Annotated in this window: 20 protein-coding genes and 1 tRNA gene; 8 read left to right on the forward strand and 13 right to left on the reverse strand. The window is 64.9% G+C overall.

Annotated elements, in window-relative coordinates; translation table 11 throughout:
* Position 1: 1 nt before the first annotated feature.
* Complete coding sequence (gene recJ / locus ASG62_RS17105) at positions 2-1,789, forward strand: single-stranded-DNA-specific exonuclease RecJ (protein WP_056693663.1); 1,788 nt, start codon at positions 2-4, stop codon at positions 1,787-1,789.
* A 56-nt stretch (positions 1,790-1,845) separates the two neighbouring features.
* On the opposite strand, the gene ASG62_RS17110 is transcribed toward recJ, so the two are convergent.
* From ASG62_RS17110 to ASG62_RS17125, 4 genes are all read right to left on the reverse strand, one after another.
* Positions 1,846-2,175: a hypothetical protein gene (locus tag ASG62_RS17110; RefSeq protein ID WP_056693666.1), complete on the reverse strand. Its 330-nt coding sequence runs from the start codon at positions 2,173-2,175 to the stop codon at positions 1,846-1,848.
* 240 nt (positions 2,176-2,415) lie between these two features.
* A tRNA-Glu gene (locus ASG62_RS17115) sits at positions 2,416-2,490 on the reverse strand.
* A gap of 129 nt (positions 2,491-2,619) precedes the next feature.
* Complete coding sequence (locus ASG62_RS17120; RefSeq protein ID WP_056693668.1) at positions 2,620-3,660, reverse strand: YcbK family protein; 1,041 nt, start codon at positions 3,658-3,660, stop codon at positions 2,620-2,622.
* A gap of 208 nt (positions 3,661-3,868) precedes the next feature.
* Positions 3,869-4,309 (reverse strand): VOC family protein, encoded by a 441-nt coding sequence (locus ASG62_RS17125; RefSeq protein WP_056693671.1) that lies wholly within the window; start codon positions 4,307-4,309, stop codon positions 3,869-3,871.
* Between the two features lie 203 nt (positions 4,310-4,512).
* Here ASG62_RS17125 and ASG62_RS17130 point away from each other — a divergent pair, with 203 nt between their 5' ends.
* Positions 4,513-5,091, forward strand: a complete 579-nt coding sequence (locus tag ASG62_RS17130; RefSeq protein ID WP_056693674.1) for a cold-shock protein — start codon at positions 4,513-4,515, stop codon at positions 5,089-5,091.
* 14 nt (positions 5,092-5,105) lie between these two features.
* Positions 5,106-5,591 carry a DUF192 domain-containing protein gene (locus ASG62_RS17135; protein WP_056694037.1) on the forward strand — a complete coding sequence of 162 codons (486 nt, stop codon included), beginning with the start codon at positions 5,106-5,108 and terminating at the stop codon, positions 5,589-5,591.
* Between the two features lie 160 nt (positions 5,592-5,751).
* Here ASG62_RS17135 and ASG62_RS17140 read toward each other — a convergent pair whose 3' ends face one another.
* Together ASG62_RS17140 and ASG62_RS17145 are read right to left on the reverse strand one after the other, a co-directional pair.
* Positions 5,752-6,015: a hypothetical protein gene (locus ASG62_RS17140; protein ID WP_156382210.1), complete on the reverse strand. Its 264-nt coding sequence runs from the start codon at positions 6,013-6,015 to the stop codon at positions 5,752-5,754.
* Between the two features lie 155 nt (positions 6,016-6,170).
* Positions 6,171-6,359, reverse strand: a complete 189-nt coding sequence (locus ASG62_RS17145) for a hypothetical protein (RefSeq protein ID WP_056693679.1) — start codon at positions 6,357-6,359, stop codon at positions 6,171-6,173.
* A 233-nt stretch (positions 6,360-6,592) separates the two neighbouring features.
* Here ASG62_RS17145 and ASG62_RS26640 point away from each other — a divergent pair, with 233 nt between their 5' ends.
* From ASG62_RS26640 to ASG62_RS17160, 5 genes are all read left to right on the forward strand, one after another.
* Positions 6,593-6,931 (forward strand): hypothetical protein, encoded by a 339-nt coding sequence (locus tag ASG62_RS26640; RefSeq protein ID WP_156382211.1) that lies wholly within the window; start codon positions 6,593-6,595, stop codon positions 6,929-6,931.
* A 327-nt stretch (positions 6,932-7,258) separates the two neighbouring features.
* Positions 7,259-8,497, forward strand: a complete 1,239-nt coding sequence (locus ASG62_RS17150) for a tyrosine-type recombinase/integrase (protein ID WP_056693684.1) — start codon at positions 7,259-7,261, stop codon at positions 8,495-8,497.
* A gap of 51 nt (positions 8,498-8,548) precedes the next feature.
* Positions 8,549-8,791: a hypothetical protein gene (locus ASG62_RS26645; protein ID WP_156382212.1), complete on the forward strand. Its 243-nt coding sequence runs from the start codon at positions 8,549-8,551 to the stop codon at positions 8,789-8,791.
* Between the two features lie 36 nt (positions 8,792-8,827).
* Entirely contained in the window at positions 8,828-9,058 is a 231-nt protein-coding gene (locus tag ASG62_RS17155; protein WP_156382213.1) for a hypothetical protein, read from the forward strand.
* Positions 9,059-9,189: 131 nt separating this feature from the next.
* Positions 9,190-9,522, forward strand: a complete 333-nt coding sequence (locus ASG62_RS17160; RefSeq protein ID WP_056693690.1) for a hypothetical protein — start codon at positions 9,190-9,192, stop codon at positions 9,520-9,522.
* A gap of 78 nt (positions 9,523-9,600) precedes the next feature.
* On the opposite strand, the gene ASG62_RS17165 is transcribed toward ASG62_RS17160, so the two are convergent.
* From ASG62_RS17165 to ASG62_RS17195, 7 genes are read right to left on the reverse strand one after another with little or no spacing between them, the layout of a single operon-like run.
* Positions 9,601-10,374, reverse strand: coding sequence for a hypothetical protein (locus ASG62_RS17165; RefSeq protein WP_056693693.1), 774 nt, complete (start codon positions 10,372-10,374; stop codon positions 9,601-9,603).
* Positions 10,371-11,138, reverse strand: a complete 768-nt coding sequence (locus ASG62_RS17170; protein WP_056693696.1) for a hypothetical protein — start codon at positions 11,136-11,138, stop codon at positions 10,371-10,373. Before ASG62_RS17170 ends, ASG62_RS17165 begins: the two co-directional genes overlap by 4 nt.
* On the reverse strand, positions 11,135-13,069 hold the full coding sequence (locus ASG62_RS17175; RefSeq protein WP_162246012.1) for a phage tail length tape measure family protein: 1,935 nt from the start codon (positions 13,067-13,069) through the stop codon (positions 11,135-11,137). Before ASG62_RS17175 ends, ASG62_RS17170 begins: the two co-directional genes overlap by 4 nt.
* Positions 13,066-14,115, reverse strand: coding sequence for a hypothetical protein (locus ASG62_RS17180; protein ID WP_056693703.1), 1,050 nt, complete (start codon positions 14,113-14,115; stop codon positions 13,066-13,068). Before ASG62_RS17180 ends, ASG62_RS17175 begins: the two co-directional genes overlap by 4 nt.
* Positions 14,115-14,732 carry a hypothetical protein gene (locus ASG62_RS17185; protein WP_057180524.1) on the reverse strand — a complete coding sequence of 206 codons (618 nt, stop codon included), beginning with the start codon at positions 14,730-14,732 and terminating at the stop codon, positions 14,115-14,117. Before ASG62_RS17185 ends, ASG62_RS17180 begins: the two co-directional genes overlap by 1 nt.
* Positions 14,733-14,737: 5 nt before the next feature.
* Positions 14,738-14,986: a hypothetical protein gene (locus ASG62_RS17190; RefSeq protein WP_056693712.1), complete on the reverse strand. Its 249-nt coding sequence runs from the start codon at positions 14,984-14,986 to the stop codon at positions 14,738-14,740.
* A 60-nt stretch (positions 14,987-15,046) separates the two neighbouring features.
* On the reverse strand, positions 15,047-16,312 hold the full coding sequence (locus ASG62_RS17195; RefSeq protein WP_056693715.1) for a phage major capsid protein: 1,266 nt from the start codon (positions 16,310-16,312) through the stop codon (positions 15,047-15,049).

Consider the following 16,312-nt stretch of genomic DNA (forward strand, 5'->3'; position numbering starts at 1 on the left):
CATGAGCGAACGACTGTTCCTCGGTGTCGAGGCGTCCGCGGGCGGGCGCCGCTGGGTGCATTCGCTGAGCGAGCGCGGCGAACAGCTTGCCTCGCAGATCGTCCAGACGCATGGCCTGCCCGATATCCTCGCGCGGGTGCTCTCCGCGCGCGGAATCGCCCCGCCCGACGCGCTGCGATTCCTCGCGCCGACGATCCGCGACCTCATGCCGGACCCGTCCAGCCTGACGGACATGGACGCGGCCGCCGCGCGCCTCGCCGACGCGGTGGAGCGGCGGGAGCCGGTCGCGATCTTCGGCGACTACGACGTGGACGGCGCCGCCTCGGCCGCGCTTCTCTGGCGCTATCTCGCGCATTTCGGGCTCGATCCCGTCATCCGCATCCCCGACCGCATCACCGAAGGCTACGGGCCGAACCCGGAGGCGATCGGCGAACTCGCCGCCGCCGGCGCCCGGCTGATCGTGACCGTCGACTGCGGCACGACGAGCTTCGAGGCGCTGGAGGCCGGACGGACGGCGGGCGTCGACGTCGTCGTGCTCGACCATCACCAGACCGGCGCCTCGCTGCCGCCGGCCGTGGCGATCGTCAATCCGAACCGGCAGGACGATCTCTCCGGCCAGGGTCATCTGGCCGCCGTCGGCGTCGTGTTCCTGACCTGCGCGGCCATCTCGCGGGAGCTTCGCCGCCGGGGGCGGCGGGCGGCCGATCTGCCGGACATCCTGTCCATGCTGGATCTGGCGGCGCTCGCCACCATCTGCGACGTCGTGCCGCTGACCGGGTTCAACCGGGCGCTGGTCGTCAAGGGCCTTTCGGTCATGCGTGCGCAGGGCAATGCCGGGCTGCGGGCGCTGGCCGAGGTCGCGCGCGTCTCGGGGCCGCTCGATCCCTATCATCTCGGCTTCATCCTCGGGCCCCGGATCAATGCGGGCGGCCGGATCGGCGAGGCCCATCTCGGAAGCCGACTTCTGACGGTCTCCGACGCGAACGAGGCCACGGCGCTCGCGCTCCAGCTCCACAGCCTGAACGAGGAGCGCCAGGCTATGGAGCGGCACATGGTGGCCGAGGCGGAAGCCGAGGTCGCCGCCGAGATCGGCGCGGGCGAGGGGCCGCCGGTTCTGGTCGCGGTCGGCGCGGAATGGCATCCGGGCATCGTCGGGCTGATCGCGGCGCGGCTGAAGGAGCGCCATCGCCGGCCGGCCTTCGCCATCGCCTTCGATCCGTCCGGCAAGGGCAGCGGCTCCGGCCGCTCGGTGCCGGGCTTCGACATCGGCACGCTCGTGCGCGGAGCGGTCGAGGCGGGCATTCTGGAGAAAGGGGGCGGACACCGCATGGCCGCCGGTCTGACCATTCGCCGCGAATCGCTCGGCGCCTTCCGGGCCTATGTCGAGACCCATGCGGGCACGCTGGCGGCCGATCTTCGCAAGGGCGAGGCTCTCGCGATCGACGGCGCGGTCAGCGCCATGGGGCTGACGCGCGGGCTGCTCGACCATATCGAAAGCGCCGGCCCCTACGGCTCCGGCCATGCCGCGCCCGTGCTGGCTCTGCCGCGCCACCGGGTGGAATCGTCGGGAACGGTCGGCACCGGCCATGTGCGCGCGACGCTGAAGGCGCAGGACGGCGCGACGATCTCGGCCATCGCCTTCAGGGCCGAGGAGACGGATGTCGGACGCGCGCTGCTCGACCACCGCAACAGGCTCGTGCACGTCGCGGGAACACCCGTTCTGGAGCGCTATCGCGGGCGGGAATCGGTCGGCTTCCGCATCATCGACGTCGCGCCCGCCGGCCTCTGACGAGAAAGACCCGGCGGCCTTTCGGGCGCCGGGTCTCTCTTCGAATGTGCAATGTTTCAGGCGACGTAGTCGTGATCGTCGCCGGTCGGGCGGTCCTCCGCCTGCTGGCGCACGGCCTCGTCCAGATCGTCCAGACCGTCCGCCGTCTCGTGCGAACCGGATGCGTCGTTTCCGGCGGTCAGTTCGCTCATCGGCTGCGTTGCGACGTCCATGTAGAGCGCGTCGTCGTCGGCAAGGCTTTCCGGCACCCTGTCCTCGGGATCGCGCGCGGACTCGCCGCCCGCACTTTCCAGAACGGGCTGATCGGCGTCGATCAACTCGCCTTCGGCGGCATAGCCCGTGCTCGGAACATTCGGCCGGCGCTGTTCGGGAAAATCCTTGGTCATCTCGATCTCCTGTCGTTCGACATTCGAGACACCAATGATATGGCGGCAGAACGGTTGCCATCGAGGCCGGACGGAGGTCGGCCATCTGAGATCGCGAGTTGGGAAATGGCTCTGGGGGGCGTGGCTTGACCGCTTGGCGGGTGATGCAGGCTCGGAGCCGGCAAGACGAGGCGTTTCGGAAAACCCGCTCAAACGAAAACGTCCGCCTCTTTCGAGACGGACGTTTCAACGCTGCGATCTTGGTACGCCCAAGGGGAGTCGAACCCCTCTCTCCACCGTGAAAGGGTGGCGTCCTAACCGATAGACGATGGGCGCAGCGAGGGCGTGTATAAGTGCCTTCTTTGGAGGGCGCAAGGCCAGAAAGCAGGGAAGGATGCGGGTTTTTGCCGCTTATCCACAGAGCGCGCCGAAGCCCCGGGGATCGGACCGCAGGTCGCTGCCCGATCAGGTCTGCCGGCGGCGGCAGGCCCAGTTCCAGTCCCGCTGAGGACCGATGTCGATGTGGATCGAGGTCGTGTGGCAATAGGTGCCGACCCCGCCGCGACCCGGCAGATTGCGCACGTAGTTCGCAACCGCCAGCTTGTCGGCGCCGGGGATCTGGATGTCGGCGGCTTTGCAGGCCATGTGCATGGACCGCTTGGCGCCGTTGACCGCGCGGTTGTGGGAGGGGCTGCGATAGCCCGACGTGACGACGACCTTCGCGCCGAACCGCGCCTCGACGGCGCGGATCATGGACACGAGCTTCGGCTCGAAGCAGCTCGTCTCGACATCGGGACGCTGGACCCGAAGGCCGTTGGGCGCCAGACGCGCCATGCCGCCGAGCGAGGCGACTTCGTAGCTGCCTTCCTCGCCATTGGCCTCTTCCAGGATTTCCGCGTCGTAGTCGGCGGAGGCCTTCTGTCCGATCTCGAAGAGGGACATGTTGGTCTTCACGCCGGGAAGCGCGGGACCGCCGGGATCGGCCGGCGTCGGCGCGCCCTCGTGCTGCAGGATGACGCGCCGGCTCTTGCCGGTCTCGGCATTGCGGATCGGCGTCTTGGCCTGAGACTGGGTGAAGAGCGAGGCGAAGAGCGTCGAATCGGCTTCGCGCACGGCCTTGCGATCGGGATCGGGGGCGGAGGCGTTGATCGTGCCGCCGGCATAGGCCGCGATCGTGGTGCGGCCGGCGGCGAGGGGCTTGTCGTCGCCATCGGCGGCCGAATCGTCCGCGGGCGCAGCCTCTGCGGTCTTCTCGTCCGGGGCCGCGTCGCCCTCGGCCGGCGTCGCGGCTGCCATGGCCGCCGCGTCGGTCGGTTTCGCCGCGTCCGCTGGATTGTCCGCCGCATCCTCGGCCGCCGCCTGCTTGGCGCCGTTGAAGCCGAAAGCCGAGGTCTCGTCCACCGCCGAGACGCAACCGCCGAAGAGGGGAACCAGCATCACGAGCGTTACGGCCGCGGAGGTCCGTCGGAGCCCGCGCAGGCGCGAGCCGAAGGTCGATGTCGTCAAGCCTTGTCCACCCTTAACGATGGGCACGGCCCGTCGAGCCGCTTGCACCCTTGGCCATGCCGCGACGAGGCGGCAGGCCCATGCTGATCCGAACGGGACGATCCCCGAATTATCGATCGCCACATGGGAAGGCGACCGATCCCGTTACGGTCTGTAAATCATTTTAGGCTGTATGGCGAGAATGAGGCGTCACGAAGGCTTGCCTTGCTTACCACGTGCCGGTGTTCGGCATGGAACTCCATGGTTCCACAGGAGGCTTGGCTGGGCCTTTCTGGAGGAGTTCGAAGGAGATATTGTCCGGCGACTTGACGAAGGCCATGTTGCCGTCGCGCGGCGGGCGATTGATCGTGACGCCCTTGTCCATGAGGTTTTGGCAGGTCGCGTAGATGTCGTCGACCTCGTAGGCGAGGTGGCCGAAATTGCGTCCGCCCGTATAGGTCTCGGGGTCCCAGTTGTAGGTCAGCTCGATCAGCGGAGCCTTCGTCTCCGTGGCGGTCGCGGCGTCGTCGGACGCGGCGAGGAAGACGAGCGTGAAGCGGCCCTTCTCGTTCTCGGTCCGCCGGACCTCGACCAGCCCCATCTTCCCGACGTAGAAGTCGAGCGATTCGTCGAGGTCGCGCACGCGAACCATGGTGTGCAGATAGCGCATGAAGGTCTCCGGTTGGGATGATGCTCCAATGGTAGGGCCGCTTTCGCCGTCGCCAACACCCGGCGGCGGGATCGGCCCGGCTGTCGCCCCGTGGGAGCGAGCCCGATGCGGCCTTCTCGACATCAAGACATACTGACAAATCCCGCGATGCTGATATCCTCGATTTTAATGATTCGTTGGGGTGTGAGAGGCCGAAGTCCGGGATGTCCGAGAGTACCTCCGCCATATTCCACCCATCGTCCGATCCGGGCGAATGCGATGGGTTCGATCTCGACGTGGTGTCGGGCCATATCAAATGGTTCGACGTTTCCAAGGGCTTTGGTTTCGTCGTGCCGGATGGCGGCGGCGAGGATGTGCTCCTGCATGTGACCTGCCTGCGCCGCGACGGCTTCTCGACCGTTCTCGAAGGCACGCGCATCGTCTGCGAGGTGCAGCGCGGGGAGCGCGGGCTGCAGGCGTTCCGCGTTCTGTCCATGGATGCGTCGACGGCGATTCATCCCTCGCAGCTGCCGCCCTCGCGGCTGCAGACGCAGGTCGTCGCCGAAAGCGGGCTGGAGCCGGCGGTGGTGAAGTGGTTCAACCGCACGAAGGGCTACGGTTTCCTGTCGCGGGGCGAGGGGACGGAGGACATCTTCGTCCACATGGAGACGCTTCGGCGCTTCGGCATGACCGAGCTTCGGCCGGGGCAGGAGGTGCTCGTGCGGTTCGGGGCGGGCTCGAAGGGGCTAATGGCGGCCGAGGTTCACCCGGCCTCCGGGTCCGAGCAGCCGGCCTCGCACTGATGAAGGCCGCTCGCATGGACACGAAAGCAGGGCGCGGGCTGAAGAGCGTCGCGCTCGGGCTGGTCGTCGCCCTCGGCCTCGGGGCCGCGACGCTTTTCTCGGCGGGCGCCGATGCGGCCGGGACGCTTGTCACGCGCAGCGGCGAACACAGGGTCGATATCGAAGTCGCGGACACGCCGGACGAGCGCGAACACGGCTTGATGAACCGCCAATCCATGCCCGCCGATGCCGGCATGCTCTTCGATTTCGGGATCGACCGGCCCGTGACCATGTGGATGAAGAACACCTATCTTCCGCTCGACATGGTGTTCATGGACGCGTCCGGAACGGTGACGCATATCGCGGTCAACGCTCAGCCGCTCTCGCTCGATCTCATCGAGTCCGACGGGCCGGTCCGCTACGTTCTGGAACTGAACGGCGGCGCCGCCGCGCGCTACGGCCTAAAGGTCGGAGACCGCCTGAAGCACCCTCTGGTCGGCAAGTCGTCGGCGACGCCCTGACGCTTGCCGTCGCTCAATGCTGCGGAAGGCATCGAAGGTCAGCGGATCGGGCTTTTCCCGTCAAAGCGGCTGTTTTACCCACCGTCTCCCGATCGCCGCTGCCGGTCGAGAGGGGCGTCCGCCGACGGGAAGAGCGGTCCCCTCCCGTTCTCGCGACGGCTCAGATCTCGATCTTTCTCGGCACATAGCCGCCGCGCCGGATGATGGCTGCGATGGCGATCTGCTCGTTCAGCGGTTTGGAGAGGATGGGCAGAACGCGGGTTTCCCAGATCTCGCGCTGGGCCGCATTCAGGCTCGCCTGCCCGTTCTCCGCCACGGCGCTCGCGACCGCCATTTCCGGCGAACCGGCAGCGATCAGCTCGGCGGCGATCACATCCCGAATGAGATCTCTCAGTTCGCGATCCACCGACGTCATTCGACTCATGCATTACGTCCTTCACACTCACGTCGGCAGGACCTAATCGGTCCGCGATGGCCGTCCAATGTCCAGCCGACGAAAATCTCGCGAGATGGAAAACGGCAAGGCGTCTCGCCCATCCCGGAAAGGCCTGAATCTAAGGGCCATACCGAACCCATCCGTCAGCTGGATGCGGAATCCCCGACATCGTCCTGATCCGGGTCGGGCAAGGTCCCGGCTCCCGGCGTCCGCTCCTTGTCGGTCAGGGCCGGGTTCGCATGCGGCCCTGCGGCCGGCATGTCCGCGTCCCGCTTGTCGGACGGTTTGGACGGGGCCTCGTTCGGGCTGGTCGGAATGGGTCTCTCGGTCATCTCGTTCCTCCACGCGCAACGATCGGGCCGAGGGTGCTAGGCTTGATGCCTCTGTTCAGCCCAGACCCGATCTGGACGCCGCACCCGAAACGCCGCCGGGGGAGGGAGGTTGCTCCTTGGTCGGCTCGCAAGCCGAGCCGGATTCGCCGCACCGATTTCCTGCGGCGACAGGCTATCGATTGGCAGAGAGGATACCGCTTATCCGATCCGGGGAACCTGTCGGACGTGGAGGGATGAACGAGCGATCCGGCTCCGGCGCACCGCCGTTTCGCTCATCGGCCATGACAGAATCTCACGGGACGATTATCAACGCGGCCGGGGCTTCGATCACAAGCCGACCCTTCGACGAAACGCATGACGATGGTTGCGAGAGCATCGTCTCGGCTGACGAGGACGACAGGATGAACGACGGCGACAAGCCCGGTGGCGTCAGGCCAGAAACCACGAAGGAGAAGTCCGAACGTCTGAAAGCGGCGCGGCTTCAAGCCGAGCGCGACAAGGACACCCGCATCGAGCGCGCCACCCGCAAAGCCATCGCGCGGAGGAAGGTCCTGGGCGATGGGAAGGGCTGACAGGCGCTTGGCTGCGAGGAAACGTGGCTTAGCAGTCGCGCGAGCTAGCGCAAATACTGTGGAGGGAAGGGAAGAACTGAGGCTAAGCCGCTGTAAAAGGCTGGTGATCCCGACTGGATTTGAACCAGTGACCCTCAGATTAGGAAATTGATACAAGGGTTCTGCGAGGAAGTGCGCCTAGCTGCGATAAACATCCACAAGCCATTGTCTTTCAGGCCTTTCAGCGTTTCGCGATGCTCCGTAAGATGCGCTGAGAAGCGCAGAAGCGCGGGGGCGCTGTGCCCCTGACGTGCCCCCGCTTGATCGGGGGCACAGATTGGACACGCGATGAAGCTGACGAACGATCTCCTTAAACGGGCTCTCCCGGAGCCAGGCAAGCGTCTTGAACTTCGGGACGACGACGAGCCCGGCTTGATCTTTCGTGTCACAGAGAACGGCGCCCGCTCTTGGTCTGTCCGCTATCGCAGCGCCGCGGGTGAACAACGGCGGAAGGCGCTCGGTCCTTATCCTGCCGTGACGCTCTCTCGAGCCAGGGATGAGGCCAGAAAGGTGAAAGGCGCCGTCGCTGGAGGTGCGGACGTCGTCGGCATCGATCGCGCCCACAAGGCTGCTGAAGCTGGCAAGCGCCTTCATCGGATTGGCGACCTTGCCGACGCTTATTTCGAGGACGCGGGGAGGGGGCTGCATAAGGCGAATGCCAAAGGCCCTAAGCGAGCCTCTACGTTGAAGGAAGAGCGTAGGATCTTCGATCGCTTCGTGGCGCCGGCTCTGGATGCAAAGGCAGTCCCGGAAATCAAACGCTCCGACATTCAAGCGCTCGTCTCGAAGGAGTCGCGCAAGTCTGCGGCGAACGGGCGACAGTGCCTCGCTGTTGTCCGGCAACTTCTCGGCTATGCCGTCCGTCGAGAGATCATTGAGACCAACCCGGCGCATGATATCGCAGTCACGGCGTCGCAGCCGCGCGAGCGCGTCCTGTCGGACCAAGAGCTTCGCGCGTTCTGGCAGGCGTGCCTTGAGCCTCAGGAGGTGAAGGGGCTCGGGATATCGCAGGAGATGGGGCGAGCCCTTCAGATGGCCGCGGTGACGTTGCAGCGGCGTGGCGAGATCGTCGGCATGCGGTGGGCCGAGATCGATCGTGCGAAACGTGTCTGGACCATTCCCGGAACGCGGATGAAAGGAAAGCGCACGCACCTCGTCCCGCTCTCTGATCTCGCAATGTCCATCCTGGAGAGGTGCGAGGGGCAAAGCGAGTTCGTCTTCACGTCCGGGCGGACAGACTCACACATTGAGGCAGGCGCTTTTTCGCGTGCAATGAACCGGATGACCACAGCCCTCGAGATCAATGGGGCGACTCCTCACGACCTGCGCAGGACCGGGGCAACGAACATGACAAGCGAGCGGATCGGCCTTCCGCGCTTCATCGTTTCCCATGTCATCGCGCATGCTGGTGACACGGGCGGGGCGGCGGCCGTGACGGGTCGGCACTACGATTTAAACGACTACCTACCGGAGAAGCGGAAGGCGCTGGAGGCTTGGGCGGTGCTTCTAAGTTCGATCGTGATTTGACCTAATATGGCTTGTTACGATTTATACAGGCAGTGAAAAAGGCGAGGTAAAATGTCCGAAAACGATACGTTGAAGCGTGATGAGGCCATCGAGCACCTAAGAGCCGTTCGCGCGTACTTGGTTGAAGAAAGACGTGGCGCGGCTCGCAGTCTTGCAACAGATACCATGCTGCCGAACGTGATGGCGGACCGGGTGGTTAACTTCCAACGCATGATTGAGGCGGTAGACGCTGCAATCGAAGATGAAAAGACAGTCACAAGCGAGGCGAAAGTCTCACGGGTTCGTCCTACCTGATTGAATCGTAAAAACCGCGATTGAAGGGCTCGGACAGTGGGAAACGACGTTACTTACTTCCCACGCTTCATGACGGATCATCAGCTTCGGACCTATTTCGGGCTGACAGAACGCGCGCTGGTCCGCCTGAACGCGATGCGCGATTTTCCAAAGCGCGACACGATCACGAACCGGCGCGATAGCCGCGCGGTCGATCTCTTCTTTGACAGGATGAGCGGCTTGGAGCCTCCCGCGCGAAATAGCGCTCCGAGCGTCGATCACTTTTAAGGCCTGCGCATCAGAAGCCGGCAGGCTGCAACGCCTATGTTGGCGGAGGGAAACGGGCGGTGGCTGACTGATCCTCCAATTGCACTCCCACACGCTTAACGATAGCTTGAGAAAGGAAAGGGAGACTGCCTATGTCCGTGACTTTTATGACGAGCAATCCGAAAGCGCTGCTCGCGAAATTCAAAAAAGCTATTGATGAAAAAGACGTCGCAACGTGGTCGTACGACGGCGATGGCGACTTCACGCATGACACAGATCAGTGGCGGAGCAAGGCTTGGATGCGGCCCGAACTTTTATCGGATCGTCTCAATTTTTCTATTTTGGCACCCAAAGATGGCGGCATGACGAAGACAGTTTACGGCATCTATCACGGCAGACTGATAGAATGCTTCCTTTCTCACTTCGATGATGCTTTCGTGAGTGGCGCTGCCACGGCTAAAGTCTCTGGGAAAGACTCTATTTAAGCTCACTTCTTGGGTAATCTGCCGCCGGATGATGCCAAAGCGAAGCATCAAGCCGGCGGCGGTCGCAAGACAGGATGATCAGGCGTCGAAACGCTCCGCTCGTCGTCTGGCGGCACGGTTCAAGACGGCAACCTGTCCGCCTTGAGTGTTCGCCGAAATGAGTCGCCCCAGAGCGGATGACGACGCCGGCCGCGTGGCGGTCAGATCTTCCGCCCATGTGCTGACGACCGTTTGCGAAACCCCTTCCGCCGTGATCAGCGTCTCGAGGATCGCGCCGCCAGGGATCAACGGCCCCTCGAACGTCTGAGGGACTTCAGCGAGGGAGGCGCGCTGCGCTTGCATCAACGGAACGCCGATCGTCCGCTTGTCGAAGCCGGGCCGGCTGGCCTGTCCGACGGCGCCGTAGATCATCAGCAGAGCGGCTTCGCCCAACGGCGGGGCGAAATCGCTTTCCACGGGCCGCCAAACGCATACGCCGTCCTCGAGGCTGAAGCCAAGACACTTTGGGCACCCGTCCGTCTCAGACCATCCGGTGATCCAGAAGCGGCGGGGGAGGGTGCCGAGCGTCGGCGCGAACGGGGCAACGACGGTGAAGACCTCGTCGACCAAGGCGCCGTCGCTGGTGATGATGTCGTCGAAGGTCGTGCCGATCTCCGCGGCCAGATGCGCGATCTCCTTCGCCAAGAACTCAGCGATGAACGGGAAACCGCAAACCGAGACAACCGCTTTCATGCCCTCGATCGGGATCGTCTTGCGATGGTGCTCGATGATCTCGCCGGCCATGTTGAACACGGCCGAGTCCGTCCAGATGAGCGCGCGATTCGGCCCGAGGATGAGGTTGCAGGCGCTCAAGCGACCGCTCCACGACGAAGCGCGTCCTGCCGGCGCCGCTCTCTCCGGTTCACCGCTGGCATCGCAACGACAATGCCGGCCGAAGTCGCGGGCAGCGGACCGGGCTCGATCGTCTCTCCGACGCGGTCATCCCAGCGCTTGAGGATGCGATCGGTGATGCCGTGCCGATCGACCGTGATCAGCATGACGTGACCGCCGATGAGGAGCCGGCCGGACTTGCCCTCGTCCATGCCGTCAGACGGCTGCCGACGCTGTACCTCCATCAGGGCAATGCCGTGTTGTACCGGGTCGAACTCTTCCCGCGTCGGTTCACCGATCTGCCGCAAGAGTGACGCCTTCGCCCCGGATCGAAGCTTGGGGTGATGCAGCCAGGCGAGGTCCACGATGAAGGACGGCTCGCCCTCGCGGTTCGTGAAGTGGACACTCTTCGGGCGCCGATCGCGCTTCGACCATCCGACGACCATTGCACAGAGCCGACCGGAACCGAGCTCATCGATGGTACGCTGAAGGTCGCTCCAGTGCTCCGCGAAGAACGCCTCGCCCCGATCCGCGAAGTCGTCGATGTCGCGGAATCCGCGGCGGATGATCGTCGCCATGATCTGGGGCGCGTTCGCCATGCCGGTACAGGTGACGACGACGTTCGCTTCAGAGACGACGACGTGCTTGGGCCCGAGGGAGAGCAGAACGCCATCCTCGTCGTAGCATGCGGCATCCTGAAGGATGATCGCACGGTGGCCCTGATGGTAGAAGTTGAGAGCGCTCATCGGTCCGTTTCCTGAAGCTCGAGGATTTCGTAATCGGTATCGAGACGGGCAATATCGCCCTGGCTCTTTCCCATGGTCTGCATGTCCAGCATCAGCGACGAGGTGGCGTCCTGCTGCGCCTCCATTCGCTGACGAAGGGATTCGCCTTCTTGGAAGCGAGACTGAGCGAGGGAGAGACTGCGAACCTCCTCGATCCGCCGCCGCTTCTCCTCCTCCGTCATGATCGCGCCGGAGAGGTCCAAGCGGGTGCGCATGGCGTCGATCTCAGCACGCCCCGCAGCAGACCGGACGCCGATGCCGCGGAGGTCGAGTTCATGCCCGGCACGCACGACCTCTTCGACGCGAGCAAACTCCTGCAGGCCGGCTTGCCGCTGGCGTTCGATCTCCATCAATTCGCCGTAGGACCGGGCGAGACCAGACGCCTGCTCGGCTTCCGCGTTGATCCGGTCGGCATCGGTGCGGCGATCGGGAACGAACTCGCGTAGGCGGCCCATGGACTCGCTAAGCTGCTTTCGCGCCATCCGCTCGGTGCTGGTCGAAAGGGAGTCAATCTGCCGTTGAGCGTCAGCGCTCGCGCGTGCGAGTTCGATCAGTTCGGCCCCCATCTTTTGCAAGGCCGCGTTCGCCGGGCTGAGATTGGCGATGCCGGCGACCTCCTCGACGAAGGAAGCCGCGTCGGCCGTTCCATCCCTCAGACCCTTGCGGAGTTTCAGGAGCGGTTCGGAAAAGGCCTCATAGCCAGCGGCAACGCGGAAGGCGTCGCGCCCCTCGCCAGTGCTGGCAGCGCCGCGGGCGGAGCCGCCCAGCACGACGCCGCTGCCGGAGCCGAAGGCGTCGAAGAGGGACGCGCGAGCGGACGTCTGGAGTTCCGCTTCACTGCGACGAAGGGCGAACGAACGCGCGGCCGCGGAGCTATATTCCTCGCTGGCTCTGAGCGCGACGCCGTACTCGTCCGCAATCTCGCCAATGATCCGGCGATGGTTCTCCATCGCCTCGTTGAGCGGCTTCACGGCGCTATCGGTGCGCGTCGCGAAGTAGATGGCCGCGCTGCCTGCCGCCAGGAGCCCGGCCGCGACGGCCGTCACCGGCGTCACCATTCCGGCGATGCCGGTCCCGATCGCGGCAAGACTTCCCTTCACGCCGCCGGGCCCGTCCCCAAGCGCCTGGACGACCTGTCCGCCCTGCGAGGCCAGGATCTGGAACGGGCTCGCACCCATCGCCAGCATCGTTGCGACGTCGTTCACCTGATAGCCGAGGTTCGCCATCTGGTTCGAGGTGAGCTTCGTCGTCGCACCGACGTCGGCCATGGTTTTCTCGGCCAGCGCCATGCGCGCACCGACCATCGCCTCCGCATCGGCAAGCTCACGGGTCGTGATCACCCCTCCCGCCGCGAGATCCCGGTATGTCGCGAGCTCGGCATTCAACTGCCGCTGAGCAGCGCTCAAGGGGTCGAGCTGCGATCGTAACCGCTCGGCCGCGCGCTCAGCCTCTTCAAAGACGGATGCAGACGCGCGGGCCGGGTTTGCAGCCTCTGCGCCGATGTTGAAGCGCTTCGAGATGTCCAGCGCGGCCCCGCTGTCCGAACCCGTCGCGCGGCCGGCATTCTGAAGGTTCGACTGAATCTTCGCGAGCTGTCGCGCGTACTCTTCGCCCTTGACGATGCCGGCGGACATGGCGCTGTCCAGCGCCTTCAGGTCTGTGTGAAACTGCTTCGTTGCTCGCCCCATGCCTTCGAGACGCGCCTGCAGAGCACGATAGCCGCGCTCCGCGCCGCCCAGGCGAACCGTCCCTTCAGCGACGACCTTGTAGGCGCCCTGGCTGGCTTCTGCGACGAGCTGCTGAGATCGTGCGATGGATTTGGCGACGCGCTCGAGCTCGCTGCCGCCCTCCTGGCGATAGCGGACAGTCAGGGTTTTGACGGTATTGCTCATGAGCATGCCTCGCAGTTGAACGCGGAGGCGGCCTTCGCCTTGTCGGCCTTGCTCGCGTACGGGTTACAAGCAACGGAACAGAAGCTCCGCTTCTGTGAGGGGAAGTCGGGCTGGAAGGTTTGTCCGCAGGTCTTGCAGGACAGCACCGGCCGCGCCTCGCGCAAACCGGCGCGGGCTGACGCGCTGCAAGCGGTCGAGCAAAACTTGGAGAGACCTCGCTTCTCGGAAAAGCGCGGCCGGAAGATCGCGCGGCAAACGCCACAGGACACCTCGCGATCGGAGCGAGCTGTCGCGGTGTAGCAATCGAGCGAGCAGTATTTCGGGTTCTTCGTGCCTGGTCGGGCGGTGAAGGTCTTGCCGCAGCCGACGCACGATACCTCCCAGGATCGCCGCTGGCTCTCGCTAACGCAGCTGGTCGAGCAGAACCGAGCGTCGAGCCGGGAGGACAGGAACCGCTTGTTGCATTGTTCGCAGTTCCGGGCCCTTTCCTCGAGCGTCTTGGCCGAGCGCTCAGCGCATCGGGTCAGATACTCCGCGAGCGACACCTGCTCACCAAACTCGGATGCCTTCTTCCGGTAGGCGTACTGTCCGCATTCGAAGCTGCAATACTTCACCGGGTTGCCGGCATGGGTCTTCCGATCCGGCGGAATGCGCCCGTTGCAGTGGGCGCAGAAAGTCCGCAGCGTTCCCACGCTCGAGACGAAGTCGGGTTGCCCATCAGCCCAGGAGGGCCGGGTCGCGCCAAGCTCCTTCAGGGCCGCCGCTACGATCTCAGCCGCGCAAGAATCCGCGTCCTTCCACGCCCAACCTCTCTCGATCAGGCCGATGCGAAGGCCATGACGAGATGCGCCTTCGAACGCGAAGACGGTCGGATCGCCGGCGGCCAGGATTACCTTCGCCTGCCCCACGAGGTGAATGAAGCGCTTGGTGTTCAGCTTGCGATACTTGACCTTGGCCGAGACCGCCGCGCGACGGGCTTTCCGCGCGCGATCCTTGCCAAGCTCCTGCCGCAGGTAGGTCGCGAATTCCGGCGTGATGTGGAGCATCAGAAGATCCTCCGATAATCGGCAAGCAGGCCTGCCGCTTCAGGATCCGCGAGGCCGGCGCCGGCGGACGGAACCCAGAACGATGTCGCGCCAACCCCCTCCGTCGTTTCGCTCTTGATGAGCGCGTCACGACCGCGGATGGAGAGGTAGGCAGCGACGAGCTTGATGGCGGCGCGTTCAACGGCTGGCGGCAGCGTGGATGGAGGAGCGTCGGCATTGTCCGTGGGCAGGACATAGCCTGCGGCATAGGTGACAGAGACCCGGTCTCCCCACCCTACGCGCCAACCGTCGTCATCGATGCGAAAGAGTAAGCCGGTTGCGGGATCGTACTGGACGAAGCGAGGCTCGATTATCTCGGACCCTCGACGAACTTCGTCGAAGGACGTGACCGCCGATCGACCGAGGAGAACGGCACCGCTCGCGGACGGTCCCTCGAAAGTCTCACGGACGGTCTCGGTCGCGAACGGCCGGCGGCAGTGATCGACGATCGCGCTGGAGGCGTGCTCGATCAGGATGCGCACCGTCGCATCATCGCCCACGCCGAACCCCAGGAGAGCCCGAGCGCGTTCGATCGTGGTCAGCTTGGTGTCCGTTGCGGGCGTGATGACGGTGATCATGGTGATCACTCCTTCGGCGTGTCGGGAAGCGGCTTGCGTACGGAGCTCTTCGCCGCCTTGTTCGAAGGTTCGACAGCCATTTTGTTTTCGGGCGTGGGAGCGCTCTTCACGCGGCGCGCAAGTCCGGAAGCCACGAGCTGCTCAGCTCGCGTCGCGGTAACTGGAAACACGTCGCCGATGTCGCAGACGACGGTCTGCGGGGTATGGTGGACGTTGAATGGCTTCAGCGCCTCAATCTCGACTTCGCTGGTCATGGTTCTGATCTCCGGTTCGGGAAAGGTGAGCCGGGCTGTCGGGCGCCCGGCTCCTTGTCGTCAGCCAGCGTTGCCGGCGACGAGGTTGCCGTAGACGAAGGACTCGGGCCGAGTGACAGCGAGCGCGACGCGCTCCTCGGCCCGGATCGTCACCGCGTTCTTGATGAAGTTGTCGCGGTCCTCGGTGGAGACCTGAACGTTCGCATCCTCGCGATCGAAGAGCTGGGCGCCCATGTTGAAGGCGCCCGTCAGGAACTTGCCTGGCGCGATGGCATCGCTGTCGACGACCGGAAGGCCCCAGATGCGCTTCTCGACGACGCCACGCGGATCGCCGATCACGTAGCGACCATCGCCATCCTTCAGCGTCTCGATCTCCGCCCAATCGATCGGGTTCATCACCACAGCCGTCGCGCGGTAAAGCGCGATACGCACCTGAAGGATGGCACGGCGGATACGGTCGATCTTCGTATCGCTCGGAAGCGAGTAGGTTCCGAAGGCGAACGCCGTTGACTGAGGCACGATGCCGAGGAGGTTCTGCCCGGTGCCGTCGCCCCCGAGGATCTGAGCTTCCTCGACCATCGCGAGCCCGTATCGCAGCCGGCCGTCGATGTAGGACTGCAGAAGCGGGATATCGTCGAGGACCTGCTTCGAGGCATGGATCCAGTGCGCGAGCGTGCGGACGGGCGTCGAGAGGAGATCGAACGAGAGATCAGACTGTGGCTTCAACGCGAGTTCGGCGACCGGCGCGGCCATGTTCTGGAAACCGGTCTCCTTCACGTACTCGATGGCATTTGAGTCGGTCCGGCCGGGCATCATCAAGTCACGGATGGTGAAGGTGCGTTCGCCGGGCGTGACGATGTATGGCAGGCGCTGCGGGCGGATCGCGTCACCCACGCCACCGGTCCCGGTCGTCGCACTGGTGACGCTGGTCACGGCCTTGACCGCGATGCGCGCCGTGCCGCCGCCGCGCGTCTTCATGCCCTTCCACTCGTCGCTCTCAGTGAAGGTGTTGCCGAGCGTCTTGACCGCCGGGCCGTCGCCGCCGCCGCGACGCGCAAGCTTCTGCTCCACCGCCAGAAGCTGGGTCTGGAGATCGGTGCCGGCCTTGGCGAGGCTGGTCAGCGCCGCCTTCGTGTCCGCGAGCATCTGCCCGTGGTCCTTGATCTCCGCGGCCGCCTTGTCGGCGAAGGCCTTGATCTCGGCATCCCGGGTCGCGAGAGCGTCGCGAAGGGCACGGATTTCGAGCTGGTCGTCGGCGGCGTCGCCGGCGGCCTTCGTGTGGAACGCGCGATGGGCCGCGGTCAGCTTGGTATCGTGGATCGACAT

This window comes from Aureimonas sp. Leaf427 (assembly GCF_001425485.1).
Classification (GTDB): domain Bacteria; phylum Pseudomonadota; class Alphaproteobacteria; order Rhizobiales; family Rhizobiaceae; genus Plantimonas.